The 25,012-nt window shown below is 59.6% G+C and carries 21 protein-coding genes; 10 read left to right on the forward strand and 11 right to left on the reverse strand.

All coding sequences use genetic code 11. The features are described 5' to 3' along the window. Positions 1 to 3 precede the first annotated feature (3 nt). The 3 genes from ACIPZE_RS01690 to ACIPZE_RS01700 all read right to left on the reverse strand — a co-directional run bounded on the left by ACIPZE_RS01690 (position 4) and on the right by ACIPZE_RS01700 (position 3,906). A complete protein-coding gene (locus tag ACIPZE_RS01690; RefSeq protein WP_400770797.1) occupies positions 4 to 1,305 on the reverse strand; it encodes an NAD(P)/FAD-dependent oxidoreductase in 1,302 nt (433 codons plus the stop codon). Further along, positions 1,302 to 2,390 carry a polyamine ABC transporter substrate-binding protein gene (locus ACIPZE_RS01695; protein WP_129393875.1) on the reverse strand — a complete coding sequence of 363 codons (1,089 nt, stop codon included), beginning with the start codon at positions 2,388 to 2,390 and terminating at the stop codon, positions 1,302 to 1,304. Before ACIPZE_RS01695 ends, ACIPZE_RS01690 begins: the two co-directional genes overlap by 4 nt. Before the next feature lie 157 nt (positions 2,391 to 2,547). Beyond that, positions 2,548 to 3,906, reverse strand: coding sequence for a glutamine synthetase family protein (locus tag ACIPZE_RS01700; RefSeq protein WP_283436451.1), 1,359 nt, complete (start codon positions 3,904 to 3,906; stop codon positions 2,548 to 2,550). 162 nt (positions 3,907 to 4,068) lie between these two features. Here ACIPZE_RS01700 and ACIPZE_RS01705 point away from each other — a divergent pair, with 162 nt between their 5' ends. Continuing rightward, on the forward strand, positions 4,069 to 4,983 hold the full coding sequence (locus ACIPZE_RS01705; protein ID WP_400770801.1) for a helix-turn-helix domain-containing protein: 915 nt from the start codon (positions 4,069 to 4,071) through the stop codon (positions 4,981 to 4,983). Between the two features lie 362 nt (positions 4,984 to 5,345). Continuing rightward, the gene (locus ACIPZE_RS01710) at positions 5,346 to 5,861 is read left to right on the forward strand and encodes a cupin domain-containing protein (protein ID WP_400770804.1); all 516 of its coding nucleotides are present in this window, start codon (positions 5,346 to 5,348) and stop codon (positions 5,859 to 5,861) included. Positions 5,862 to 6,043: 182 nt separating this feature from the next. On the opposite strand, the gene ACIPZE_RS01715 is transcribed toward ACIPZE_RS01710, so the two are convergent. Beyond that, a complete protein-coding gene (locus ACIPZE_RS01715; RefSeq protein WP_400770807.1) occupies positions 6,044 to 6,655 on the reverse strand; it encodes a dTMP kinase in 612 nt (203 codons plus the stop codon). Positions 6,656 to 6,868: 213 nt separating this feature from the next. Here ACIPZE_RS01715 and ACIPZE_RS01720 point away from each other — a divergent pair, with 213 nt between their 5' ends. From ACIPZE_RS01720 to ACIPZE_RS01740, 5 genes are all read left to right on the forward strand, one after another. After that, positions 6,869 to 8,002 (forward strand): aminotransferase class V-fold PLP-dependent enzyme, encoded by a 1,134-nt coding sequence (locus tag ACIPZE_RS01720; protein WP_400770810.1) that lies wholly within the window; start codon positions 6,869 to 6,871, stop codon positions 8,000 to 8,002. A 140-nt stretch (positions 8,003 to 8,142) separates the two neighbouring features. Further along, positions 8,143 to 8,553 (forward strand): ASCH domain-containing protein, encoded by a 411-nt coding sequence (locus ACIPZE_RS01725; protein ID WP_283436456.1) that lies wholly within the window; start codon positions 8,143 to 8,145, stop codon positions 8,551 to 8,553. 154 nt (positions 8,554 to 8,707) lie between these two features. Further along, positions 8,708 to 9,619, forward strand: a complete 912-nt coding sequence (locus tag ACIPZE_RS01730) for a bestrophin family protein (RefSeq protein ID WP_129393861.1) — start codon at positions 8,708 to 8,710, stop codon at positions 9,617 to 9,619. Between the two features lie 285 nt (positions 9,620 to 9,904). Further along, positions 9,905 to 12,310 (forward strand): glucose/quinate/shikimate family membrane-bound PQQ-dependent dehydrogenase, encoded by a 2,406-nt coding sequence (locus ACIPZE_RS01735; protein WP_400770813.1) that lies wholly within the window; start codon positions 9,905 to 9,907, stop codon positions 12,308 to 12,310. A 113-nt stretch (positions 12,311 to 12,423) separates the two neighbouring features. Continuing rightward, entirely contained in the window at positions 12,424 to 13,722 is a 1,299-nt protein-coding gene (locus ACIPZE_RS01740; RefSeq protein ID WP_400770815.1) for a carbohydrate porin, read from the forward strand. Positions 13,723 to 13,906: 184 nt separating this feature from the next. On the opposite strand, the gene ACIPZE_RS01745 is transcribed toward ACIPZE_RS01740, so the two are convergent. From ACIPZE_RS01745 to ACIPZE_RS01765, 5 genes are all read right to left on the reverse strand, one after another. Beyond that, complete coding sequence (locus ACIPZE_RS01745) at positions 13,907 to 15,091, reverse strand: DUF2252 family protein (protein WP_400770817.1); 1,185 nt, start codon at positions 15,089 to 15,091, stop codon at positions 13,907 to 13,909. Between the two features lie 74 nt (positions 15,092 to 15,165). Continuing rightward, positions 15,166 to 16,512, reverse strand: a complete 1,347-nt coding sequence (locus ACIPZE_RS01750) for a glutamine synthetase family protein (protein WP_400770819.1) — start codon at positions 16,510 to 16,512, stop codon at positions 15,166 to 15,168. Between the two features lie 21 nt (positions 16,513 to 16,533). Further along, entirely contained in the window at positions 16,534 to 17,091 is a 558-nt protein-coding gene (locus tag ACIPZE_RS01755; protein WP_129393851.1) for a helix-turn-helix domain-containing protein, read from the reverse strand. 37 nt (positions 17,092 to 17,128) lie between these two features. Then, positions 17,129 to 18,418 carry an NAD(P)/FAD-dependent oxidoreductase gene (locus ACIPZE_RS01760; RefSeq protein WP_400770821.1) on the reverse strand — a complete coding sequence of 430 codons (1,290 nt, stop codon included), beginning with the start codon at positions 18,416 to 18,418 and terminating at the stop codon, positions 17,129 to 17,131. Positions 18,419 to 18,514: 96 nt separating this feature from the next. After that, positions 18,515 to 18,880 (reverse strand): winged helix-turn-helix transcriptional regulator, encoded by a 366-nt coding sequence (locus ACIPZE_RS01765; protein ID WP_400770823.1) that lies wholly within the window; start codon positions 18,878 to 18,880, stop codon positions 18,515 to 18,517. 101 nt (positions 18,881 to 18,981) lie between these two features. Between ACIPZE_RS01765 and ACIPZE_RS01770 the strand changes: the two genes are divergently transcribed. Continuing rightward, on the forward strand, positions 18,982 to 19,731 hold the full coding sequence (locus tag ACIPZE_RS01770; protein ID WP_400770824.1) for an SDR family oxidoreductase: 750 nt from the start codon (positions 18,982 to 18,984) through the stop codon (positions 19,729 to 19,731). Between the two features lie 54 nt (positions 19,732 to 19,785). Here the strand turns inward: ACIPZE_RS01770 and ACIPZE_RS01775 are convergent, their stop codons facing one another. Both ACIPZE_RS01775 and ACIPZE_RS01780 read right to left on the reverse strand, forming a co-directional pair. Beyond that, a complete protein-coding gene (locus ACIPZE_RS01775; RefSeq protein WP_400770827.1) occupies positions 19,786 to 20,904 on the reverse strand; it encodes an aryl-sulfate sulfotransferase in 1,119 nt (372 codons plus the stop codon). Between the two features lie 61 nt (positions 20,905 to 20,965). Beyond that, positions 20,966 to 21,961, reverse strand: coding sequence for an ABC transporter substrate-binding protein (locus ACIPZE_RS01780; protein ID WP_400770830.1), 996 nt, complete (start codon positions 21,959 to 21,961; stop codon positions 20,966 to 20,968). A gap of 33 nt (positions 21,962 to 21,994) precedes the next feature. Between ACIPZE_RS01780 and ACIPZE_RS01785 the strand changes: the two genes are divergently transcribed. Both ACIPZE_RS01785 and proP read left to right on the forward strand, forming a co-directional pair. Then, positions 21,995 to 23,131: a GlxA family transcriptional regulator gene (locus tag ACIPZE_RS01785; protein WP_400770833.1), complete on the forward strand. Its 1,137-nt coding sequence runs from the start codon at positions 21,995 to 21,997 to the stop codon at positions 23,129 to 23,131. 285 nt (positions 23,132 to 23,416) lie between these two features. Beyond that, positions 23,417 to 24,919, forward strand: coding sequence for a glycine betaine/L-proline transporter ProP (gene proP / locus ACIPZE_RS01790; protein WP_129393840.1), 1,503 nt, complete (start codon positions 23,417 to 23,419; stop codon positions 24,917 to 24,919). Positions 24,920 to 25,012: the final 93 nt, after the last annotated feature.

Genomic DNA, 25,012 nt, shown 5'->3' on the forward strand with positions numbered 1-25,012 from the left:
AGGTTAGCCGAGGATTTCGCGCAGGCGATACCAGAACATGCCCAGTGCCAGCAGCGGCGAACGCAATGCCGGGCCGCCGGGGAAGGTCATGTGCGGCACACCGCTGAACACGTCCATGCCTTGGCTGTGCCCGGCATGAATCGCCTCCCCGAGGAGTTTTGCGCACCAGTGCGTGACGTTCAGGCCATGCCCGGAATAGCCCTGCGCGTAGAACACGTTCGGGTGTTGCTTGAGACGCCCGACCTGCGGGAAACGGTTGGCGGTGATGCCGATCTTGCCGCCCCACTGGTAATCGATGCGCACGTCCGCCAGTTGCGGGAAGACCTTGAGCATCTTCGGCCGCATATAAGCAGCGATGTCCGCAGGATCGCGCCCGGAATAATGGCAGGCACCGCCGAACAACAAGCGCCGGTCAGCCGAAAGCCGGTAATAATCGAGACCGACTTTCTGGTCGCACACCGCCAGATTCTGCGGGATCAGTTGCGCAGCGCGTTCCTCGGACAACGGTTCGGTGGCGATGATGTAACTGCCGGCCGGCAGCACTTTGCCACTGAGTTGTTGTTCGAGTTCATCCAGATGCGCATTGCAGCCGAGCACCAGACTGCCGGCCCGCACCGTGCCATGGGCGCAACGCACCTGCACCGTCGCGCCGTGGATGATCTCCAGCACTTGGCTCTGCTCGAAAATCCGCACGCCAAGTGATGCCGCCAGCCGCGCTTCGCCTTGCACCAGATCCAGCGGGTGCAGATGACCGGAACCCATGTCCAGCAGCCCGCCGGCGTAGATGTCGGAGTTGACCACTTGCTGGCGGATCTGCTCCGGGCCGATCAGGCGGGTTGCGTGGGAATAACCGAGTTCGGCGAGATCGACCAGTTCATCCTTGAACGCATCGAACTGCGCGGTGGTGTTGGCCAGGTCGCAGAACCCCCAGCGCAGGTCGCACTCGATGCCGTTGTCGCCGATGCGCTGGCGCACCAGTTCCACCGAATCGATGCCGGCGCGCTGCAAATAACGCACCCCGTCCTGACCGACATACTTGGCGAAGCCGTCAACGTCATGGCCGATGCCACGAATCAACTGTCCGCCATTGCGCCCGCTGGCGCCCCAGCCGATGCGGCGGCCTTCGATCAAAATCACCGAGAGCCCGCGTTGCGCCAGTTCAATAGCCGTGTTGACCCCGGTGAACCCGCCGCCGATGACGCAGACATCGGCGCTCAGATCACCTTCCAGTCGCGGATAAGGTGTAGTCGCCCGAGCCGAAGCGGCGTAATAGGAACGGGCGTGTTCTTCGGTGTACTGATTCATTTGTTCGACTTCACTTTGCTCCAGGACCGGGTCATCAGACGCATGATCGCTTGAGGCGGGGTGGTAGAGATGTAGAGCTTGTCGAGGACTTCCTGCGGCGGATAAACCTCAGGATTGTTGACCAGCGCCTGATCCATGTATTGCTTGGCGGCCGGGTTCGGGTTGGCGTAACCCACCGATGCGCTGACCTTGGCAATCACTTGCGGATCGAGCAGGTAATTAATGAAGGCGTGGGCTTCCTTGGTGTTGCTGGCATCGGCCGGAATTGCCAGCAGGTCGAACCAGAGGTTGGCGCCTTCCTTCGGAATGGCGTAGGCGATGTTCACGCCGTTCTTGGCTTCCTTGGCGCGGTTGGCGGCCTGGAACACGTCGCCGGAATAACCGAAGGCTACGCAGATGTCACCGTTGGCCAGATCGGAGACGTATTTCGACGAGTGGAAATAGGTGATGTACGGACGAATGCTCAGCAGTTTCGCTTCAGCTTTTTTGTAGTCTTCAGGGTTTTCGCTGCGTGGGTCCATGCCCATGTAGTTGAGGACGGCAGGGAAGACTTCATCGGCGGAGTCCATCATCGACACGCCGCACTGGGTGAGTTTTTTCAGGTTCTCCGGCTCGAACAGCACGGCCCAGGAATCGATGTGATCGATGCCCAGCACTTGCTTGACCTTGTCGACGTTGTAGCCGATGCCGTTGGTGCCCCACAGGTACGGCACCGAGTGCTCGTTACCCGGGTCGTTCTTTTCCAGCAGTTCGAGCAGTTTCGGGTCGAGGTTCTTGAAGTTCGGCAGTTGCGAGCGATCCAGTTTGAGGAACGCGCCGGCTTTTACCTGACGGGCGAGAAAGTGGTTGGACGGCACGACCACGTCATAGCCGGTGCGGCCGGCGAGAAGTTTGCCTTCGAGGGTTTCGTTGGAGTCGAAAACGTCGTAGATCACCTTGATTCCGGTTTTGGCCTGGAAGTCGGCGAGGGTGGTTTCGCCGATGTAGTCGGTCCAGTTGTAGACGCTGACTTGGGGCTGGGCGTGGGCTACTGCACTGAACAGCACGCTCAGGGCGACCGGGATTACGGATTTCAACAGACGCATATCGACACCTCTTCTTAGAATGATCGTTCCCACGCTCTGCGTGGGAATGCCTCAACGGACGCTCCGCGTTCGGCTTTGGATGGGACGCGGAGCGTCCCGGGCTGCATTCCCACGCAGAGCGTGGGAACGATCGACACAGGGGATCTTTTTAGGTTAGTCAGACGCTGAGCATCAGGAACTCACGCTCCCACGAGCTGATCACGCGCTTGAAGTTCTCATGCTCGGCACGCTTCACCGCGACATAGCCACGGACGAATTTGTCGCCAAGGTATTGCGCAACGGCTTCGCACTCTTCCATCTGCGTCAGCGCTTCTTCGATGGTGATCGGCAAACGCAGGTTGCGGCGCTCATAAGCGCGGCCTTGTACCGCAGCGCTTGGCTCGATGCCGTCAACCATGCCGATGTATCCGCAGAGCAAACTGGCGGCAATCGCTAGATACGGGTTGGCATCGGCGCCCGGCAAGCGGTTTTCCACGCGCATGGCTTCCGGGCTGGAAGTCGGGACACGCAGGCCGACGGTACGGTTTTCTTCGCCCCATTCGACGTTGACCGGTGCCGAGGTGTCCGGCAGGAAGCGGCGGAACGAGTTGACGTTCGGCGCGAACATCGGCAGCACTTTCGGGATGTATTTCTGCAAACCGCCGATGTAATGCAGGAATAACTCGCTCATCTGCCCGTCGGCGTTGGCGAAGATCGGCTTGCCGGTGGCGATGTCCACCACGCTCTGGTGAATGTGCATGGCGCTGCCCGGTTCATCGCCGATCGGCTTGGCCATGAACGTCGCCGCAACGTTGTGCTTGAGCGCGGCCTCACGCATGGTGCGTTTGAACACGGTGATCTGGTCGGCCAGATCCAGCGCATCGCCGTGACGGAAGTTGATTTCCATCTGCGCCGGGCCGTCTTCGTGGATCAGCGTGTCGAGGTCCAGACCTTGCAGTTCGCACCAGTCGTAGACGTCTTCGAACAGCGGATCGAATTCGTTGGCGGCATCGATGGAGAACGACTGCCGACCGCTTTCCGCGCGGCCCGAACGCCCCAGCGGTGCTTTGAGCGGCAAGTCCGGGTCTTCGCAGCGCTGGGTCAGGTAGAACTCCATTTCCGGCGCAACGATCGGCTTCCAGCCCTTGTCGGTGTAGAGCTGCAAGACTTTCTTCAGGACGTTGCGCGGCGACAGTTCGATCGGGTTGCCGAACTTGTCGAAGGTGTCGTGGATGACGATGGCGGTCGGTTCGATCGCCCATGGAATCACGTAGACCGCGTCAGCCACTGGCTTGCAGACCATGTCGATGTCGGCAGGATCGAGCAGGTCGTAGTAGATGTCGTCGTCGACAAAATCCCCGGTTACCGTTTGCAGCAGCACACTTTCCGGCAGGCGCATGCCTCGCTCATGCAGGAACTTGTTGGTCGGTGCGATCTTGCCGCGGGCAATGCCGGTCAGGTCGCTGACCACACATTCGACTTCGGTAATCTTGTGATCTTTCAGCCACGTGAACAGCTGATCGAAAGGGGCATTCATAAAGACCTCGTTATTGGTTTTATAGACGCCGGGGAGGGCGGGTTTCATCTTCCGCCCCTTCCCCTGTGGCGCGTTGACGACTATCTTGGGCGAGCCTTGCAGTTCCATCTATCCACTTTAAGCAGCACCAAAGCGCACCAAAAGAGTGCGCAAGGTCACCCCATGACAACGTGCAATCCGCTCCAGGTTCAAGCGTTCAACACCGCCGATCTGGCTGAGCAAGTCCGTGTGACACCGGGCTGGGTCCAGCATTACCAGCAGATGTCGCCGGGGCATTTCGCCGGACAGATCCGCTATCTGGACCTGCAGGGCGTCGAGGTTTACGAAGAGCAGATGAACACCCGGGTCGAGCAGAATTTCAGCGCGCCGTCGGGTGCTTTGGCGTTCTGTTTTGATCGCAGCGACAACGCGCTTTATCTGCTTAATGAAGAGAGCCGCAACATCTGGATCACCCCGGAGAACTACCAGGAAATCGCCGTGGTGTTCGGCGCCGAATTTGTCCGCCAGCAGGGTCTGGATGTGGCAAAGCTAGAAGGCTTGTTCATGACCCAGCTCAATTGCGGACAGAACGCCTTGTTCACTCGCTGGTTAAGCTCGACTCTCACAAAGTTGTCGCAAACCGTTGATCCACTTGATAAAGATGGTTTGACTCGACAGCTGCTGGACGACTGTCTGTTCATCCTCGACAACGCGCGCGTGTGCCTGGACGGCGGCGGGTTACAGCGCAGGACCGAGGAGCGCATCATCATGAAACGCGTTGCTGAATGGGCGGCGGATTCGCCTGAAGAGACCGTCAATCTGATGGAGCTTTCGCACGTGGCGAGGGTGTCACTGCGGCAGTTACAGCAAGCGTTCAAGGCGTATACCGGCATGACGCCGAGCCACTGGTTGCGCCTGCGCCGATTGAACAGCGCACACCGCGAACTGCTCAAACGCCAGCCCACCGAAACCACCGTCGCCGAAGTGGCCATGCACTGGTCGTTCTGGCATCTGGGGCGGTTTTCCAGCAGCTACCGGGCGCTGTTCAACGAGTTGCCCAGCGAGACGTTGAAACGGTCGGTCATGAGCCGCCGATAGACGGGCGTTCGGGCAGGGCGAGGGGAGGCGGAGCTGGCGACGCACGTCCGTCAGATTGCTATCGGGTCGGTGAGCGTGTCTGCGCCGAGCGCAGACTGGCGTGGATCTCAATGCGTTTCACTGCGGCGCAGGCTCGCCGCTCAGTGATCGACCATCGGCGGATTTGCCAAGAGCTGTTTGCTGTGGCGTTCGAACGCAGGGGAATCAACGTGTAGCGGATTGCCGGGTTCTACGTTTGCCCTTTAATCAAGGCACGGGATGGGGCATTGTTTGTGTGTTGAGGCGAGGCTGATTGCTAGCTCTACTAAATGACCGTTTAGTAGAGCTATCAATAATATTCAATAAAAACAATGGAGTAGGTCATGATTAAGGCTAAAGCCAACGCGCAGGACGTGATTACTGCGCTGAATCTTGAGCCTCATGTCGAAGGCGGCTATTTTCGCCGAACCTACCAATCCGACCATCGCGACAGCCTGGAAACCGCCGGCGGTCCACGCTACCTGATGACCTCGATTTATTACCTGCTGACAGAACAATCACCAGTGGGCCAATTCCATTTCAATCGCTCGGACATCCTGCATTATTTTCATTTGGGCGACGCCATCGAATACAACCTGATTCACGCTGACGGCTCATTGCAAACGTTGGTCATGGGCAGCGACGTCCTGGCTGGCCAACATTTGCAATTACACGTGCCTGGCGGAATCTGGAAAGCTTCGCGACTGCTGGACGGCTCAAATGGATTTGGATTGATCAGCGAGGCAGTTTCACCCGGTTTTGATTTTGCAGCTATGGAGATGGGCGATCGAGAGAAACTCACGGCGCAGTTTCCACAGCATCGAGCGCTGATTGAAAAGTTAACGCGTGGTGATGGTTGAGGGGGATGGATTTGAAGGAAGCGCTTGGTGTTGGGAAAAGAGATTTAGGCGTGGCGCTGGAGATTGGAATGTTCTGAGGCACAGGGCCAATCTTGAAATACGTTGTTACGTGTAATGTATATTATGTTAAATCTTGTATTAAGCTACGCACGCTTACAACAACTCAGTCTCCATCTCGACAATCACCCAAGCACCTTATAGATCTCAGCAACCACCTGCGTCACTGCATCCTCAACCGTTCCCTCATTACGACACAACACCCACCCCTGATCGACAACCGCGCGCTCAAACATCTCGGTACACGCGACATGCTCAGCGTGCTTCTGAATCACCGTGCCGCCCAGTCCCCGCGAGCGTGCCGTTGCTCTCGCCCAAGAAATATCCGCAGCAGTAACAACGCCAACATGCAGATCTGGCACTCGCACGTTCCTGTCCAGGTTCAACTGAAGAATCTCCGCAAACGGCACCGTATGCCGAAACGCAGCATCCGACGGATACCAGCGATCGATCAGGATAATGCTGTCCAACGGCTGTTTAGGCAGAACGTTTCGCGAGATCCAGCTACGGCTATCAGCAAGTCGCTGACACACAGCCCACTCCAGATCCCGGGACGGATTTCTCGCGAGTTGGTTGACAAGGGCCATGGTTTCACCCCTGTAAGGATCGCTTTTTCTCTCGCAAAGTCGGATGACTTTCAGGTTTTCTGACCTTAATGCTGCGGTAACGGCTTCCAACAGTGTGGTTTTGCCGGTGCCTTTTGGCCCATCCAGAGAAACAAACAGCGGACGATTCATTGTTCACACAACGATGGAGAGATTGACGGGCACTCTATCTCATTTATGAAATTCAATGAGCGCATCCCTGCCCTTGCCTACACTTCTATCCCTCTGGTCTGTGCACCAGACATTTGATTGGCACGCACGCTGACCCGCGCCAGCAATCTTGTCATTTCCCAACGCTTAAGGCAGGGTCGATACCACTGACATCTCTGCCAAAGGAATCACGCCATGTCGAAGCTCTATCCCAGTATCGATCCCGAGGGGTTGGTCGAGTACTCCGTGGTCTACACCGATCGCTCGCTGAACCACATGTCGCAGTCCTTTCAAGCGGTGATGAAGAATATTTCCCAGACCCTGAAACAGGTCTACAACGCCGAGGCGGTTGCGGTGGTGCCGGGTAGCGGCACATTTGGCATGGAAGCGGTGGCGCGGCAGTTTGCGACCGGCCAGCAATGCCTGGTGATACGCAATGGCTGGTTCAGTTATCGCTGGAGCCAGATCCTTGAGATGGGCAACATCCCGGCGGCCACCACGGTGCTGAAAGCTCGCCCCGTCGACGCCGGTCACCAGGCTGCCTATGCCCCACCGCCGCTGGACGAAGTGCTGGCAGCCATCGCGGCGCATAAGCCGAAAATTGTCTTCGCGCCCCACGTTGAAACGTCCTCCGGGATTATCCTGCCCGACGAATATTTGCGAGCCGTCGGCGACGCCGTGCATGCAGTGGGTGGCCTGTTCGTGCTGGACTGCATCGCCTCGGGCACGCTTTGGGTTGATATGCACAAATGCGCCGTCGACCTACTGATCAGCGCCCCGCAAAAAGGCTGGAGCGCCTCCCCTTGCTGCGCGCTGGTGATGTTCAGCCCTTTGGCCCTTGAGCGCATCGAGCACACGCAAAGCAGTAGCTTCGCCTGCGACTTGAAAAAATGGCTGCAAATCATGCAGGCCTACGAACAGGGCGGCCACGCCTACCACGCGACCATGCCCAGCGATTCCCTCGCGCGGTTTAACGAGGTGATGAAAGAAACGCAGGTCTACGGCTTCGACAAGATTCGCGACGAACAACAGGCGCTCGGCGATCAGGTGCGCGCCATGTTGACCGGCAAGGGCTTCAAAAGCGTGGCCGCTAAAGGCTTTCAGGCCCCAGGTGTGGTGGTGAGCTACACCGACGATGCCGACATCAAAAACGGCAAGAAATTTGCCAACCACGGTCTGCAGATCGCCGCCGGCGTGCCGTTGCAATGCGACGAACCGGCCGACTTCCAGACCTTCCGCATCGGCCTGTTTGGGCTGGAAAAACTGCACAATATCGAGCGCACGGTGAGCACGCTGGAGCAGGCGGTGGATGAGGTGATGGTTGGCTGAGACCTCAGCGGCCTCGCAAGTCAAAGCCATCGCAAAATAAGGATGCTGGAACGGCTCAGACGATCGAGGCCGCAAAGTTGAAGTACGGCGGTGTAGCAGGCCATGTCGAATGACCATGGGATTTTTAAAGGGACTTAATGATGAGCATTATTGATGATTTAAAGGCCAGGTACCCCGGAGCCATTGCGTGGCCGTTTGGAGATACTCCAGAAATGGCAGATAAGCTGGCAGAACTGGTCGCCAAAGGAGTAAAAACGGCGACATGCAGCTCCCTTTCGTCATTCAAACTTGAAAGTGAACCGCCCACTATCGGCGGTTACAACATTGTTCTAAATGGTAACGGCGAACCTGTCTGTGTCACTCGAGTTACTTCGATGCGCATCGTTCGGTACTGCGATGTGGATCAGAACCTTGCTAGAAAGGAAGGTGAAGGGGATCTCAGCCTCAGGTACTGGATGCAAGGTCATAAAGATTTTTTCCAAAGAGAGGGCTCGTTCAACGAGGCCATGGAACTTGTGGCAGAGGAATTTGAGTTGATCGAAATGTTGTAAAAAAGCCAGCGGCTGTCGTTTCCCCCCGCGTAAGCATGAATGCCTGAGTACACATCCGGACGAACAATCGCTGCATTGCAGCGCCGAACCTTTCACCGCATACCGCCGTCCGAGCTAAGGCATCAATGCTTCCCGCTCGCCACGAGGTTTCCGTTTGAAAGCTGCCATCGTCAAAAAATACCGTCTGATCATCAAGACCCTGGGCTATGTCGGCTGGGCGTTGTTCTGGCTGTTGCTCTGGGACATCGCGGTCACGGTCGACTTCATGCTGTTTCTCAACGCCAAGCTGAATTTGCCGCTGATGCCCCTGACGTTATTGGGTTCGGCATTGATCGTGCTGATCAGTTTTCGTAACAGCAGCGCCTACAACCGCTGGTGGGAGGCGCGGACATTGTGGGGCTCGATGATCAACAGTTCGCGCAGCTTCGCCCGGCAGGTGCTGACGTTGCTGGATGACCCCGGCAGCGAGGTGAATCCGGTCAAGTCGACGTTGTTGCGCCGCCACGTTGCTTACGTCAATTGCCTCGCGGCGCATCTGCAAGGTTTGCCTTGTCCCGATGAAATCCGGGCGTTTATTCCCGCTGATGAATTCGCCCGCAGTGGCACGACCAATAATTTCGCCAACGACATTCTCACCGGCTCCGCTGCGCTCCTGGCGCGGGAATACAAGGCCGGGCGGCTGGACAGCATTCGTCTGGCACGGCTGGAGTCGACGCTGGTGGACCTTTCGAATAGTCAGGGCGGTATGGAGCGGATCGCCAATACGCCGCTGCCCTACCCTTATGTGTATTTTCCGCGCCTGTTTATTTCGCTGTTCTGCCTGATCGTGCCAGTGGGACTGGTGGAATCGTTGGGTTGGTTCACGCCGCTGGCCTCGACCGTGGTCGGTTTTATGCTGTTGGCCATCGAGCGCATTGGCACGGATCTGCAGAGTCCGTTTCGCCACAGCGAACATCAGATTCAGATGGAAGCGTTGTGCGAAACCATCGAGAAAAACCTGCAGTCGATGCAGCGTGATTCTTTGGACACTGAACGGCGCAGCGAAGCGTCCCCACAGCCTTTGTAGGAGCTGCGGCGCGCTGCGATTTTTTGATGTTGATTGTTTAAAGATCAAAAGATCGCAGCGTGCCGCAGCTCCTACAAGGAATCGCTGGCTGTCATAACTTACGGTTTATTTGGCGAAAACGCTGTTTTTTGAGATTTCTCGAATTTATCCCGCCCGTTGAAGAGCGCGCTTCCCGTTGAAAGACAGACCATTCGGCAGTGATCTGCGCTTTACGCCGAATTGATGATTTAACTGGATAGTTAACTAACTATATAATGGCCATCTCATTTCAACGGGACACTCAACGTGAAGCAGAGTCAACGCCTCTCGGGCATATCAAAATTCATTCTGGTCGGGCTGGGCGTCGTCATCGCCCTGCTCGGCTTGGCGCTGGCTGCGGGCGGCGTGAAGTTGGTCAGCCTGGGAGGGTCGTGGTACTTCCTGGTGGGTGGCTTGGTCATGGGCGCTTCCGGTCTGCTGATCGCGCGCTTCAAGCCGGCCGGTGCGTGGTTGTTCGCCGCGTTCCTGGTGGGCACCGCGATTTGGGCGGTGAGCGATGCAGGTCTGGTGTTCTGGCCAGTGTTCTCGCGCCTGTTCATGTTCAGTGTGATCGGCCTGGTCGTGGCGCTGGTTTATCCGCTACTCAAACGTGCCAACGGCGGCGTTGCGGGTAGCGGCACTTACGCCGTGGCTGCGGTGCTGGCGGTTGGCGTGGCTGTGGCGGCTGGCAACATGTTCGTCGCACACCCGACCGTTGCTGCCACCGGCACTGGCCCGGGCCTGACTCCGGTTGAACCGGACAAGGCGCAAAAAGATTGGGCGCACTACGGCAATACCGAAGGTGGCAGCCGCTTCGCAGCGCTGGACCAGATCAACCGCAACAACGTCGACAAGCTGAAAGTTGCCTGGACCTATCACACCGGTGACGTCGCCGAGAGCGATGGCAACGGTGCTGAAGATCAGCTGACCCCACTGCAAATCGGCAACAAAGTCTTCATCTGCACCCCGCACAACAATTTGATCGCACTCGATGCCGACACCGGCAAAGAACTGTGGAAGAACTCGATCAACGCGAAGTCGAAAGTCTGGCAGCGCTGCCGTGGCATGGCGTATTTCGATGCCACCGCTTCTATCGCCCAGCCAAGCAATTCGACGATCATCGAAGCCAAACCGGAGCCGGCCGCCAATTGCCGACGCCGTCTGCTGACCAACACCATCGATGCCCGCCTGATCGCGGTCGATGCTGACACCGGTGAGTTCTGTGAGAATTTCGGCACCAATGGCCAGGTTGATCTGAAGGCTGGCCTCGGCGATGTGCCGGACAGCTACTATCAGTTGTCTTCCGCGCCGTTGATGGCCGGCACCACCGTGGTGGTTGGCGGTCGCGTGGCGGACAACGTGCAGACCGACATGCCAGGTGGCGTGATCCGTGGTTTCGACGTGATCACAGGCGCCATGCGCTGGGCGTTCGACCCGGGCAACCCGCAAGATAAAAAGGCCCCGGCAGACGGCAGCACTTACGTGCGCAGCACGCCGAACAGCTGGGCACCGATGTCCTACGACCCGGCCACTAACACCGTATTCCTGCCGATGGGCAGTTCGTCCACCGACATCTATGGTGTCGAGCGCAGCAAACTGGATCACACTTACGGCGCCTCGATCCTCGCGCTGGACGCCACGACCGGCGCCGAGCGCTGGGTGTTCCAGACCGTGCACAACGATCTCTGGGACTTCGACCTGCCGATGCAGCCGAGCCTGATCGACTTCACCAAGGACGGCAAAACCGTTCCCGCGCTGGTCATCGGCACCAAGGCCGGGCAGATCTACGTCCTCGACCGCGCCACCGGCAAACCACTGACCGACGTGAAAGAAGTGCCGGTCAAAGCGGCGAACATCCCGAACGAACCGTACTCCCCTACCCAGCCGAAATCGCTGGGAATGCCGCAGATCGGCGCGCAGCACCTGACCGAAGCGGACATGTGGGGCGCAACACCGTACGACCAGTTGCTCTGCCGCATCGACTTCAAAGGCATGCGTTACGACGGCCTGTACACCGCGCCGGGCATGGACAAATCGTTGAGCTTCCCGGGTTCGCTGGGCGGCATGAACTGGGGCAGCATCTCGACTGACCCGGTGCACGGTTTCATCTTCGTCAATGACATGCGCCTGGGTCTGTGGATTCAGATGATCCCGTCGCAGAACAAAGGCCAGGCCGCTGGCGGTGGCGAAGCGCTGAACACCGGCATGGGCGCCGTTCCGCTGAAAGGCACGCCTTACGCCGTGAACAAGAACCGCTTCCTGTCGGTGGCCGGCATTCCGTGTCAGGCGCCACCGTTCGGCACGCTGACCGCGATCGACATGAAAACCCAGAAAATCGCCTGGCAGGTTCCGGTCGGCACGGTTGAAGACACCGGTCCACTGGGCATCCGCATGCACCTGCCGATCAAGATCGGTCTGCCAACGCTCGGCGGCACCCTGTCGACCCAAGGTGGCTTGATCTTCATCGCCGGCACCCAGGACTTCTACCTGCGCGCATTCAACAGCGGCAACGGTGAAGAAATCTGGAAGGCACGTCTGCCCGTCGGCAGCCAGGGCGGCCCGATGACGTACGTTTCGCCGAAAACCGGCAAGCAGTACATCGTCATCACCGCCGGCGGCGCGCGCCAGTCGACGGATCGTGGCGATTACGTCATGGCCTACGCCTTGCCGTAACCCGTTGCTGCCACCGGCCCACGCGATTACTGCGTGGGCACATCGTAAAACGCGGTGCCTGAGGGCACCGCGCTTCGTTCTATTGCGAACATGTTTTCAGCAGGAAGATTCACATGGTTTTGGCTGTTGGTTTCTCTCGTTCCGACCTGTTCAAAGGCCTGTTGCTGGGCCTGACTTGCACCACCGCCCTCCCCGCGCTGGCCGCTGATGATTCCGATCTGTTGACCCGCAGCACCCTCACCGGTGACTGGGGTGGCTTGCGTCACCAAATGGATGAACAAGGCGTCAAGTTCACCGGCGACTACAGCGGCGAAACCGCCTACAACGCTGACGGCGGCTTGCATCGCTCGGCGCGCTACTCGCAGAACATCAAGCTCGGTGTGCAGTTCGACCTGAGCAAGTTGTACGGCTTCGACAACGCCGGCAAGGTTCAGCTGACCATCAACGACCGTCGTGGCAACAGCGCCTCGGAAGACCTGGTCGGCAACCGTCTGCCGATCCAGGAAAACTACGGTGGCCTGTACACGCGCCTGACCGAACTCAGTTACGAGCGCAGCCTGTTCACCCCCGCGCTCAACGTCAAACTCGGCTACATGGCCATGGGCAACGACCTCGGTGGCCTCGACAGCGGCATTCTCTGCAACTTCATGAACGCCGGTTTCTGCGGGCATCCGCTGAACATGTCCGGCGGCAGCGGCTGGACCAACTACCCCAATGCGCACTTGGGCGTGCGGGTGAAGTACGACCTGTCGTCGTCCTGGCAATTGCGCGTGGCGGCGTTCAACGTCGACCCGGAAAGTAACGGCAACTCCAGCCGCGCCTGGCACCTTGGCCCGAAACACACGACGGGCACCGTGGTGCCGATCGAGTTGGTGTACAAGCACGCCGGTGAGCTGCCCGGCGAATACAAGGTCGGTTACTACTACGACAGCTCCGACGTGAAACGCATCGGCAGTGACAAAGACGTGTCCGGTCGTGGCGGTCATTACCTGCTGGTCGATCAGGCCGTCTGGAGCTCGCCGACCTCCGAGGGCCGCAGCCTGCACGCTTTCGGTCAGTACTCGGCAGCTAGCGAAGCAGCCTCGCCGTTCAGCAAGTGGTACGGCACCGGCGTGGTTCTGTACAAACCGTTCGAGGGCCGCCCGCATGACACCGTCGCGCTGGGTTATGGCCGCGCCGTACCCAACCCGCGCAGCCGCGATGTGCAGCAAGACGCCGCGCTCGCCAATGGCGCCGCGTTCCCCAATCTGGACAGCGCTGAACAATTGATCGAACTCGGTTACGGCTATCAAGCCACGCCTTGGCTGACGCTGCGCCCGAACGTGCAATACATCATCGAACCGGGCGCGTTCTCCGGACAAGACATCGACAACGCCCTGGTCGTGGGCCTGCAAGTAAAAGCCGCCCTCTAACCCCCAACCCTGTGTAGGAGCTGCCGCAGGCTGCGATCTTTTGATCTGAAAGAAAGATCAAAAGATCGCAGCCTTCGGCAGCTCCTACAGGGATTTCAGGATCTCAGTGGTTTCAGTGGTTTCAGTGGTTTCAGTGGTTTCAGTGGTTTCAGTGGTTTCAGTGGTTTCAGTGGTTTCAGTGGTTTCAGTGTTGCAGTGCATACCGGCGGCAATGCTCCAGATAGCCTTTCTCGTGACTGCCGACCAACTGCACAACGCTCGACCATAACCACGACGGCGCATCGAGGGTCTTTGAACGGCACGCCTGCAGATCGCGCATCCATGAAGCCCGCGTCGCCAGGTCCATTTGCCGTGCATGGGCGATCCCGACCACTCGCGCCAGATAACCCGCTGCCAGCATGGCATCGCGTTGGCTCAACTGATCGAGTTCCAGCTTCATGTCTTGCGGCAGCAATTCGCGGATAAAAAAACCGTGGTCGAGCACCCGTGTCGCAATCATTCGGTTACCCAATCCCGGCGATAGAAACCGCGCCCCTTCGACCACCCGTTTACCGTTGTCACGCGGCATCCGCGCCCTGGCCGCACGCGGTGCAGCAGCGGCCACTGCTTCCTTGATATCGAGCAGGCAGAAGTCCTGATCATCGTCGTCGCCCACGCCCAAAAGCACTGCGTAACGGTTCAAACCCAAAGAGCTGCAGCCTTTGACCCAGTACGCCGAGTCGAGCAATTTGACGCGGTCATCCTTCGACCGGCCTTTCAAAGCAGTCACCAAACCATGGATTTCATCGGTCGAGCACAGGGTCTTCAGCGCCGCACGTTCTGCGCGCGAAAGTGACCAGAAGTGTTTGCCCAAAGGAATCGTCGGTTGGGTGTTCTCGATGCGTTCCTGCGCCAGATGCTTCCAGGTGCGTTGCACGGCGTTGCGCATGCCCGCCTTCACTTGCGCCGGGCGCGGCGGTTCTTTATCGACATCGTCGACAAAGGCCTGCTCGTAGCCGCGCATCATTTCTTCGAGCATGCGTGCGGTAGCCACACCGGGCAGATCGGAGCCACGCGCTGCCGTGGCCAGTGACAACGCCAGCCTGACGAGATCGTGTGCGGGGTTGCCGATGACAGTCTGATCAAGGTCACGAATATGGATGTCGATCCGCCCTTTCAAATCGCCAGTGGGCCCGAGGTTACCGGCGTGACAATCGCCGCAGATCCATGCTGCGGGTCCGTGCGGCAGGCGCCGGCCGGGTTGGCTGTGCAGCCATTCATAAAACTGCACGGTGCTGCCGCGAACATAAGCATGAGCCGACCTCGCCATCTTGAAGTTTCGCAGTTGCGAAAGGGTTTCCAGGCGTGCGGAGGGACGAGGTGTCTTCATGGGGACTTCTGGCAGGGGATGAACTCTGTTGACCCCTGCCTTCGGTCGAATGTTTCAAGATATTACAAGATCAATCACAAATACCACCGATACTCCCGCGCATTGATCTCCTGCATGAACGCCTGATGATCCTGGCGTTTGTTCTCGCAATAGACATCGACAAACTCGGCGCCCAAGCCTTCACGCAACTGCGGCTGATGCTGCATTGCGCGCACGGCTTCAAACATCTCCTTGGGGAAATCAATGCCGCTGCTGCGATCCTCATTCAGCGGCGCAATCGGCTCTTTGCGTGCTTGCAGCCCATGTTCCATGCCCACCAGAATCGCTGCCAGCACCAGATACGGATTGGCATCCGCCCCGGCGAGGCGATATTCGATGCGCAGGTTCTTCGCGTCCGATTCAGGAATGCGCAAGCAGGCATCGCGATCCTCAAAACCCCAACTCGCCTGGGTCGCCGTATTGACCGTGCCGCCCAAACGGCGCATGGCATTCTGGTTCGGGGCGAAGATCGGCATGCTGTGCGGCAACAATTCCAGGCACCCCGCCACGGCATGGCGCAACGGCTGTTGCTGATTCGCCGCGAGCAGATTATTGCCCGCCGCGTCGTACAGGCTGACATGCACGTGCATGCCGCTGCCCGGGTGCTGCAAATAAGGTTTGGCCATGAAACTGGCGCGATAGCCGTGTTTGAGGGCAACCCCGCGCGTACTGCGGCAGAACAACGCCGACCAATCGGCCGCACGCAAACCATCATCGAGGTGGCCGAAATTGATTTCGAACTGACCCGGCCCAAGCTCCGCAGTGATCACCGTGGCATCGATACCTTGCGCCCGCGTCGTCTCGACCATGTCATCCAGCACCGGCGCAAACCGCGACAGGCGTTCGATGTGCATGTTCGGCTGATCATCAGCGTCGTCGCTCAGTTCGTCACGGGGGAATTGCGGCAGGCCGTCGCGCAGCTTTTTATCGAACAGATAAAACTCCAGCTCAAACGCCACCACCGGATGAATGCCTTTGCGCGCCAGCCGGTTCAGCACCTGCGCGAGGACTTCACGCGGTTCGAATTCAATCGGCTTTTCGGTGCCGTCCGAGGTGATCAGCATCTGTCCCAGCGGCTGCGCTTCCCAGGTCACCGGTTTCAATGTGCCCGGCACCAACCGCCGCAGCGCATCCGGATCGCCGTCGTTGAAGCAGTAATCGCCAATCTTGAACAGCCCGCCCTGTACGCCCAGCAACACGCAGTTCTGCGGCAATTTGAGTGCACTGCCCGCCGCGACTTTTTCGAGCATGTCGACGGGATAGCGCTTGCCGTAAAAATGCCCGGGGATGTCCAGGGAAATCAGCTCGACATAACGCACTTCAGGGTGTTGTTGGCGAAATGCACGCACTTCAGCCAGCAGGTCGGCGTAGACAGCGTCCATCGTGTTCATCCTTTATTGTTCTCAGGTGTAGACCCACAGCACTCGCGTGAGCTGTTCGGTGAGATTGCCGTAGCGGCAACGGGTATGACTGTCGAACTGAAAGCTGTCGCCGGCCTTCAGCGTGGTCGGTTCCGGGTCATCGCCGAGCCACAGCGTCAGCTCGCCTTCGAGTACGTAACCGCCCTGCTCCGAGCTGTCCGTCAAATGCCGGTCGCCACTGCTGGCACCCGCTTCCAGATGACTTTCGAGCATCGAGAATGAGGCGCGCATCTGTGGCGACACCAGAATGTCGGTAATGCCGTTGGCGTAATACAACGTGCGGCGCTCGTCCGGGCGCGTCACCCACGGCAACTCTTTAGGCTTGGGCAGGCTGTAGAAGTAGGTGGTCGGCACGCCAAAGGTTTCGCTGATCGCGGTCAGGTCGGCGACGGTTGGCCGTGACAGGCCGCGCTCGACTTGCGAGAGAAAACCCACCGAGCGGCCGATCCTGTCGGCCAGTTCCTTCAGGGTGCACTTCTTGTGTTTGCGCAGGTCGTGGATGAGGATCGCCAGCGCGGCAATTTCTTCTTGCTTGTTCATGGTCGGGGTTCCAGAAAAGGCTCCGCAAAATGTCTCATCAGACGCTGTCGCGCAGTCGGTACCAGGCTTTGCCGATGGCTTCCAGCGGCGCCGCGAAGTGTTTGCCACCGGGGAAACGGCCGTTGCTCAGGCCTTGGTACAACGCCAACTCGTCGGCGTCGCCGAGAATCGCATCAGATACCGCGCGGGCGGCGGCCAGCGTCGGCAACACGCCGTGGCCGGAATAACCTTGCAGCCAGTACCGGTTGCCCTCGCGTCCGACATCAGGCGTGCGTTTGAGGGTCAGATCGATGTGCCCACCCCAGGCGAATGCAACGTCGACGCCTTTCAGTTGCGGGAACACGCGCTGCAGAAATGGCCGGGTCGCCGCCGCGATATCCTTGGGCATACCGCCGAGATAGGTGCAGCCGCCGCCGAACAACAGACGGTGATCGGGGGTACGCCGGAAGTAATCGAGGACGAACTGGTTGTCGGTCACGCAGACGTTACTCGGCAGCAATGCGCAGGCTTGTTCGGCTGTCAGTGGCGCCGTGGCGACTTGATAAGTGCCCACCGGCAAGATGCAACTGGACAGTTGCGGATCGAGTTCATCCAGATAAGCGTTGCAGGCGAGGATCAGCACATCGGCGCGAACCGAACCACGCTCGGTGTTGACCCGAAAACCACTGCCCTCCTCCTGATAATTGAGCGCTTTGCTTTGCTCATGAATCTGGCCGCCGGCACGCTCGATGGCGGCGGCGAGGCCGAGGGCCAGTTTCAAAGGATTGAGGTGCGCACCTTCCGGGTCGTACAGCCCGGCCTGATAACGATCACTGGCGACCCACGCCGGCAGCTCTTCACGAGGGATGAACTGCAAGGCGTCGTGGCCCCATTTGTGGCTGGCCTCGTGTTGCCATTCGCGCAGCAGGCTGACTCGACGCGGCATGACCGACGTCCACAAATGCCCGGGGCGATAATCGCAATCGAAACCATGGCGCGCCGGCAACGCCCGCAATTCCTCGGCAGCCCAGCGCATGCCATCCCACAGGCGTCTGGCCCGTTCATGGCCCAGCGCAGCTTCCAGCGGCGGCATGTCGCACGACCAGCCGAGAATCGCCTGCCCGCCATTGCGCCCCGAGGCAGCCCACGCCACCCGACTGGCCTCCAGCAAGGTCACGCGCTTACCGGCCAGCGCCAGGCGCAACGCTGTGTGCAGGCCACTGAAGCCTGCGCCGATGATCACAACGTCAGTCTGTTGTTCGCCTTCCAGCGCAGGTCGGGTGCACAGGATATCGGCGCAACTGTGGGCGTAATAGCTGTCGACGTGCTGCGTGGATTGCTGAAACATTCGCGACCTCGTGAAATTATCTTTTTATAATTTCATGAAAATCTACAGAATAAATTTCACGCGAGCAACCCACCTGACCGTGCATATGAAAAAGTCTCAGACGCTGCGAACCACGGGATCTCGCAGTTGATCGGCATTCACGCGCATCCACTGCGCCAAGGAGTCCAATGTCTCGCGCAGTGTCTGGCCCAGCGCCGTGATCCGGTACTCCACGCGCGGTGGCACCTGGGCGTACACCGTGCGCATCACTAGCCCGCGCTGTTCGAACAGGCGCAGTTGCCGGGTCAGTTCTTTCTGGGTAATCGGCGCGACGGCGCGCTGCAGTTCACTGAAACGCACCGGGCAATCAAGCACGATCAACCGATAAAGAATCGGAATCGCCCACTTGCCGGAGATCAGGCTGACGAAGTCCACCATCGGACAGCTCGGTATCGCAGTTTGCAGTGCTGATTGTTTGTTCATGAGGATCACATCCGTGCCTTGGTATGCAAAAGGTGCCTACTGGTCAAAGGATACTAACGCTCTGAGAATGGCCTCTCCAGCTCATTACAGGGATGCAGCACATGTCGAGACTGAAAAACAAATTCGCGTTGATCACTGGCGGCACGGCGGGCATTGGCCTGGAAACCGCGCGCCAGTTCCTCGAGGAAGGTGCAACCGTTGCGGTCACCGGACGCAGCGAAGAAGCCCTGGCGGCCGTCAGGGAAGAATTCGGCGAACGTATCCTCGCCATTCGCAGCGATGCCGGTGATGCCGCAGGCCAGTTGGCATTGGCCCGACAGATTGGCGAACAGTGGTCGCGGCTGGACGTGTTGTTCATCAACGCCGGTGACGTCACGCACCGCTCGATCGAGGACTGGGACGAAGCGAGCTGGGATCAGCTCATGCAGACCAATCTCAAAGGCCCGTTCTTCCTGATAAAGGCACTGCTGCCGTTGCTGGCGAATCCATCGTCGGTGATTCTCTGTGGATCGGTTGCCGCCAGAATCGGCCTCGCCCAGAGCAACGCCTATGCCGCGAGCAAGGCGGGTCTGTTGTCCTTGGCGCGGACGCTTTCCGGCGAACTGATCGGGCGCGGCATCCGCGTCAACGGACTCAGCCCGGGCCCTACTGAAACGGCGGCGCTGGACAAGCTTGGCTTGCCCGCCGCCGAGCAGGATGCGTTGCGTGAACGAATCCGCCAATTGGTGCCCATCGGCCGGATGGGCACCCCGTGGGAACTGGCGAAAGCTGCGGTTTACCTGGCCTCGGACGAATCGACGTACGTGGTGGGCAGCGAGCTGTTGGTCGACGGTGGCGTCGGCAACTTATAGCGTCGCCCGCTCAAAAATCGTAGCGCACGGTCATGCCCAGCGTTTGCGGCGTCGTCAGTCACGCAGCCATGCAAGGTCTGCGCGCTGATAACGGTGGGCACGGAAGATCGCGTTGTTCTCGCCCGGCAGATAACGTCGGGAGGCGGCATCGGGATAGGTCGCGAAGTGCGGATTGACGTATTCCCACACCACTTCGCCGGCAGGCGTCACTTCGAACAGTCGACCGAAATTGGCTTCGGTGATCAGCGTGTTGCCGTTGTGCAAACGCTGTGCACCGCCCATGAACGGGGTGAAAAACGCATAGCCAGGGGTGTCGGCGTATTGCCATTCGATGCGTTGCGTGTGCGGGTTGATTTCGACGATGCGCGAGTGCGGCATGCTCACGTGCGGACGGAAGATGCCGTTGTCGAAGACCAGCACGTTGCCGTTTTCCAGTTCGCTTGGGCAATGTTGCTGGGCCACCAGATCGTGGCCCAGACGCCACAACACTTCACCGCTGCCACGTTGCACGGCAATCACCGAAGACACGCTGCGCAGGCTGAGGATCACCTTCCCGTCGCGGCCCGGCGTGACCGCATTGGTCATTGGCCAGTGATGCCGTTCGAAGGCCGAGTGCAGCGGATAGTCTTCAGGTCGCAGGTGCTCCCAGCTGCGCCACTGCCAGACCACATTGCCCTGGCGATCGACCTCTTTGACCACGTCGGCATAAATAACCCCGCCTGGCGCCTCGCTGCCGGGAATCCCGCCGACCACGCGTTTGGCCAACTCAGGGCTCAATGGCTCGGCCGTGGTGTAGAGCAGATGTCCGTTATCCAGCCACTGCGCGTCGTGGTGATGGAGCAGATCGGTGTGCTGCCAGACCACTTCGCCCTCGGGGGTAACTTCGCTGAAAGCACCGCCGTGCCACACCGACCAGCCCGGGAACAGGTCCGGCGAATCGGGATGGTTGCCGTTGTAGCCTAGGTTGCCGTTGGCCAGAATCACCGCGTCACGACCGGGACGTTGCGGCAGTTTCCAGCGGTGCGCGACTTCGCCGTCGAGGTCGATCAGGAACACATTGCCGTCCGCCGTTTGCGGGGCGAACAGCGTGTAACCGCCGGCACTGCGGGCATGATCGACAGCGATCAGGCCGGTTTTGCGCCGCTTGAGGGTGGTGGTTTCGAGATTAGGCATGACTTTTCTCCAGGCGTGAAAATCCCCGCCGCCTGCAACGCGGCAAGGTGAACTCAGTGGGTTATGGGTTGTTCGGCAGCAGCTTGTTGAAGCGGTCGTCGAAGATTTGCTCGACCTGTAGCGGTCGCGGAATCAGGTGTTCAGTGGCAAACAGGTCGGCCAGATGCTGCTGCGAGGCGATGACCGAGGATTCGATCGGCACATAGCGAAGATCCTGCTTCGCCAGCATTTCTTGCACCAGCGAAACTGGCAGGCGGGTGGTTTGCGCAAAAACCTCGGCCCACGCTTGCGGGTATGCGGTGGCCCAAGCCTGAGCGCGGGCGAGTCTTGCCAGCAGATCGCCCAACGGCCCTGCCCGTTGCGGATCTTCCAGTGTTTGCAGGCTGGCGACGGTGAAGTTCAGCCCGGTTTCCGGCCAGCCACTGCCGTCGACCAGTACCCGCGCGCCACGCGCCGTGGCTTGCCCCACAAACGGATACCACACCGCCCAGCCGTCGAGCTTGCCACTGGCGAACGCATTTTGTGCGTCCACCGGGCTGACGTAGGCGATGTTGACATCCCGGGGCGTGAGGCCGGCTTCACGTAACGCAGCCAACAACAAATAGTGGCCGCTGCTGCCCTTGGCCACGGCAATGCGCTGACCTTTCAAATCGGCGACTTGTTTGGCGGTCGAGCCTTCGGGCACCAGCAATGCATTGTTGTTCTGCGCGCCGCTGGCCACGCCGACAATGCGCACATCGAAGCCGCCGGCCTGAGCGAATACCGGTGGCGCATTACCGACGACACCGACATCGATCGCCCCGGCGCTCAACGCTTCAAGCAGCGTCGTTCCGGCCAGAAACGGATGCCATGACAGCGTATAGGCAATGTCCTTGTCCTCACCGGCGGCGTGCAACAACGCCTGAGTCAAACCGCTCTGGTCGCCGACCTTCAGCGTGGTCTCAGCGGCAGAAGCCTGCGCGCTCAGCAGCAACGTCGCGCAGCACACCAGCGCGTTCAGGCACAGGGCGACATGGCGGGTCAGCGAATACTTGGCAGCTAGAGGTTTTACCGGCATTGTCGTGCCCTCGTTTTTTGCAGTGAATTCAGTATGTCGAGGCCCGCCGTGCCGCTCCATGCCAAACACCCCTCCTTTGCTGCCATGGCGGACATCCCGCCGCAACCGTTGCGCACCGTCGTGGTGTTGGCCTTCGATGACCTGTTGTTACTTAATGCGGCCGGGCCGCTGGAAGTCTTCGCGGCGATACCGCGCGTGTTGGGCGGCCACTTCAGCAGTCAGCCGCCCTATCGGTTGCTGATGGCATCGCCGCAGGGTGGCGCGGTCATGTCGATCTCGGGGATTACGGTGTCGACGTGCTCGCTTGAGCAGATCGACCAGCTCGCCCCGGTGATCGACACCCTGATCGTTGCGGGCGGCCCGGGCATGGCCGCGCTGGAGGCCGATCAACAGGCCTGTGACTGGCTGCGCGTTCGCTCGGCGCAGATCCGCCGGCTGTGCTCGATCGGCACCGGCACGTTCGCCCTGGCCGCCGCCGGGTTGCTCGATGGTCGGCAAGTGGTGACGCACTGGAAATTCGCCGCTGAACTACAGGCGCGCTACCCGGCGGTGCGCTGTCAGACTGATGCGTTGTACCTGAACGACGGCAATCTGTGGACGTGCGGCGGCGCCACCGCAGGCATCGACCTCGCTCTTGGCTTGGTGGAACAGGACCTCGGCGCGCAAGCAGCGCTGACATTGGCGCGGTATTTCACCGTGTTCCTTTGGCGTGGCGCAGAACATCCGCAACTCAGCGCTTCACTCAACGCGCAATCCAACGCCTTGCGCACCGACCCGGACGTACGTCTGGCCCGTCTGCATGCATGGATTGCCGCTAATCTGAAGGGTGATTTGCGCGTCGAACGGCTGGCCGAGCAATTCGGCATGAGCCCGCGCCACTTCGCCCGTGCGTATGTTGCAGCCACTGGGCAGACACCCGCGCAAGCGGTCGAGCACGTGCGGCTGGAGGCGGCGGGTCGATTGCTGAAAAGCACCCATGAGCCGATCAAGCGCATTGCCGAAACCGTGGGTTTTGGCCGCGAAGAGCGCATGCGTCGGGCGTTTCAAAAGCATCTGGGGGTCAGCCCGAATGGTTATCGTCGGCAGATGGATGGCCAGACTGCGGTTCAGCCGACGGATCGCCGGCAGACGTCCAGAGTCGGGATTGCGTTGGAGTGGTTGGCGCAGTAAAGCCCGCGCACAGACGACGTTGATCGCTCCCACGCTCTGCGTTGATCGTTCCCACGCTTGATCGTTCCCACGCTCTGCGTGGGAATGCAGCCCGGGACGCTCCGCGTCCCAAGATCAAAAGATCGCAGCCTGCGGCAGCTCCTACGGGGAGATTTTGGGATGTTTGGGGAAAAATGCGCTGGGTAGTGAATTATTTCGTGTCCTCATGTATCTGAGCCAAAGAGCACGCGCCATCAAATCGATGGCATCTACGCGGCAAGATGGATCAGCAAAGAGAAGACCCGGATGAAATCACGCAAGAAAACCGTCAAGCCAATCGGCCTGAACGACATCACCATTGTCGACGATGCCAAGATGCGCAAGGCGATCACCGCCGCCGCTCTGGGCAACGCCATGGAATGGTTCGACTTTGGTGTTTACGGCTTTGTCGCCTATGTGCTCGGCAAAGTATTTTTCCCCGGCGCCGATCCCGGCACCCAGATGATCGCCGCGCTCGCGACGTTCTCGGTGCCCTTCCTGATCCGGCCTTTGGGCGGCTTGTTCTTCGGCGCCCTTGGCGACAAGTACGGACGGCAGAAAGTCCTCGCCGCAACCATCGTCATCATGTCGCTGAGCACCTTCGCCATCGGCCTGATTCCGTCTTATGCCTCGATTGGCATCTGGGCGCCGATCCTGTTGTTGCTGGCAAAAATGGCCCAGGGTTTCTCGGTGGGCGGTGAGTACACCGGTGCGTCGATCTTCGTCGCCGAATATGCGCCGGATCGCAAACGTGGTTTCCTCGGCAGTTGGCTGGACTTCGGCTCGATCGCCGGCTTCGTCCTCGGTGCCGGGGTCGTGGTGCTGATCTCGACGACGCTGGGCGAAGCCAAGTTCGAAGAATGGGGCTGGCGCCTGCCGTTCTTCCTCGCCCTGCCCCTTGGCATGATCGGCCTCTACCTGCGTCACGCCCTCGAAGAAACCCCGGCCTTCCAGCAGCACGTTGAAAAGCTCGAGGAAGGTGACCGCGAAGGCCTCGCGCGTGGCCCGAAAGTGTCGTTCAAGGAGGTCGCGACCAAACACTGGCGCAGCCTGATGACCTGCATCGGCGTGGTGGCGGTGACCAACGTCACCTACTACATGCTGCTGACGTACATGCCGAGTTACCTGTCGCACAACCTGCATTACAGTGAAAACCGTGGCGTGCTGATCATCATCGCGATCATGGTCGGCATGCTGTTCGTGCAGCCAGCGATCGGTTTCATCAGCGACAAGATCGGCCGCAAGCCTTTCATCGTAGTCGGCAGCATCGGCTTGTTCATTCTGGCGATTCCGGCGTTCATGCTGATTAACAGTGGCAAGATCGGCTTGATCTTCGCCGGTCTGCTGATGCTGGCGGTGTTGCTGAACTTCTTCATCGGCGTCATGGCGTCGACCCTGCCGGCAATGTTCCCCACGCACATCCGCTACAGCGCGCTGGCAGCGGCCTTCAACGTTTCAGTATTGATCGCCGGCCTGACCCCGACCATCGTCGCCTGGCTGGTCGAAAGCACCAACGATCTGTACATGCCGGCGTATTACCTGATGGTCATCGCCGTGGTCGGCCTGGTCACCGGCGTGACCATGAAGGAAACCGCCAACAAACCGCTGCGTGGCGCCGCCCCGGCAGCTTCCGATCTGGAAGAAGCCAAGGAACTGCTGCAAGAGCACCACGACAACATCGAACAGAAAATCGAAGACATCGACGCCGAGATCGCCGCGCTCGAAGCCAAGCGCAAGGAGTTGGTGCAGCAGCATCCGCGGATCAACTGAAGCCCGTTACCGGTGGCCTCTGTACAGCGGCCATCGGCAGCCAGTCGTGCGGCTCGACTTTTTTTTCAGCTAGCCTTGAGTGCGGATCGCCCG

Origin of the sequence: Pseudomonas sp. NPDC089741, assembly GCF_044748825.1 — a bacterium.
GTDB classification, from domain to species: Bacteria; Pseudomonadota; Gammaproteobacteria; order Pseudomonadales; family Pseudomonadaceae; genus Aquipseudomonas; species Aquipseudomonas helmanticensis.

Bases quoted from the DNA above. Each gene is read 5' to 3' on its own strand.
- ACIPZE_RS01690 (WP_400770797.1), bottom strand. From the start codon at position 1,305: ATGAATCAGTACACCGAAGAACACGCCCGTTCCTATTACGCCGCTTCG.
- ACIPZE_RS01775 (WP_400770827.1), bottom strand. From the start codon at position 20,904: ATGCCTAATCTCGAAACCACCACCCTCAAGCGGCGCAAAACCGGCCTG.
- ACIPZE_RS01770 (WP_400770824.1), top strand. From the start codon at position 18,982: ATGTCGAGACTGAAAAACAAATTCGCGTTGATCACTGGCGGCACGGCG.
- ACIPZE_RS01785 (WP_400770833.1), top strand. From the start codon at position 21,995: ATGTCGAGGCCCGCCGTGCCGCTCCATGCCAAACACCCCTCCTTTGCT.
- ACIPZE_RS01755 (WP_129393851.1), bottom strand. From the start codon at position 17,091: ATGAACAAGCAAGAAGAAATTGCCGCGCTGGCGATCCTCATCCACGAC.
- ACIPZE_RS01720 (WP_400770810.1), top strand. From the start codon at position 6,869: ATGTCGAAGCTCTATCCCAGTATCGATCCCGAGGGGTTGGTCGAGTAC.
- ACIPZE_RS01750 (WP_400770819.1), bottom strand. From the start codon at position 16,512: ATGGACGCTGTCTACGCCGACCTGCTGGCTGAAGTGCGTGCATTTCGC.
- ACIPZE_RS01765 (WP_400770823.1), bottom strand. From the start codon at position 18,880: ATGAACAAACAATCAGCACTGCAAACTGCGATACCGAGCTGTCCGATG.
- ACIPZE_RS01745 (WP_400770817.1), bottom strand. From the start codon at position 15,091: ATGAAGACACCTCGTCCCTCCGCACGCCTGGAAACCCTTTCGCAACTG.
- ACIPZE_RS01725 (WP_283436456.1), top strand. From the start codon at position 8,143: ATGAGCATTATTGATGATTTAAAGGCCAGGTACCCCGGAGCCATTGCG.
- ACIPZE_RS01705 (WP_400770801.1), top strand. From the start codon at position 4,069: ATGACAACGTGCAATCCGCTCCAGGTTCAAGCGTTCAACACCGCCGAT.
- ACIPZE_RS01780 (WP_400770830.1), bottom strand. From the start codon at position 21,961: ATGCCGGTAAAACCTCTAGCTGCCAAGTATTCGCTGACCCGCCATGTC.
- ACIPZE_RS01740 (WP_400770815.1), top strand. From the start codon at position 12,424: ATGGTTTTGGCTGTTGGTTTCTCTCGTTCCGACCTGTTCAAAGGCCTG.
- ACIPZE_RS01710 (WP_400770804.1), top strand. From the start codon at position 5,346: ATGATTAAGGCTAAAGCCAACGCGCAGGACGTGATTACTGCGCTGAAT.
- ACIPZE_RS01695 (WP_129393875.1), bottom strand. From the start codon at position 2,390: ATGCGTCTGTTGAAATCCGTAATCCCGGTCGCCCTGAGCGTGCTGTTC.
- ACIPZE_RS01760 (WP_400770821.1), bottom strand. From the start codon at position 18,418: ATGTTTCAGCAATCCACGCAGCACGTCGACAGCTATTACGCCCACAGT.
- ACIPZE_RS01715 (WP_400770807.1), bottom strand. From the start codon at position 6,655: ATGAATCGTCCGCTGTTTGTTTCTCTGGATGGGCCAAAAGGCACCGGC.
- ACIPZE_RS01700 (WP_283436451.1), bottom strand. From the start codon at position 3,906: ATGAATGCCCCTTTCGATCAGCTGTTCACGTGGCTGAAAGATCACAAG.
- proP (WP_129393840.1), top strand. From the start codon at position 23,417: ATGAAATCACGCAAGAAAACCGTCAAGCCAATCGGCCTGAACGACATC.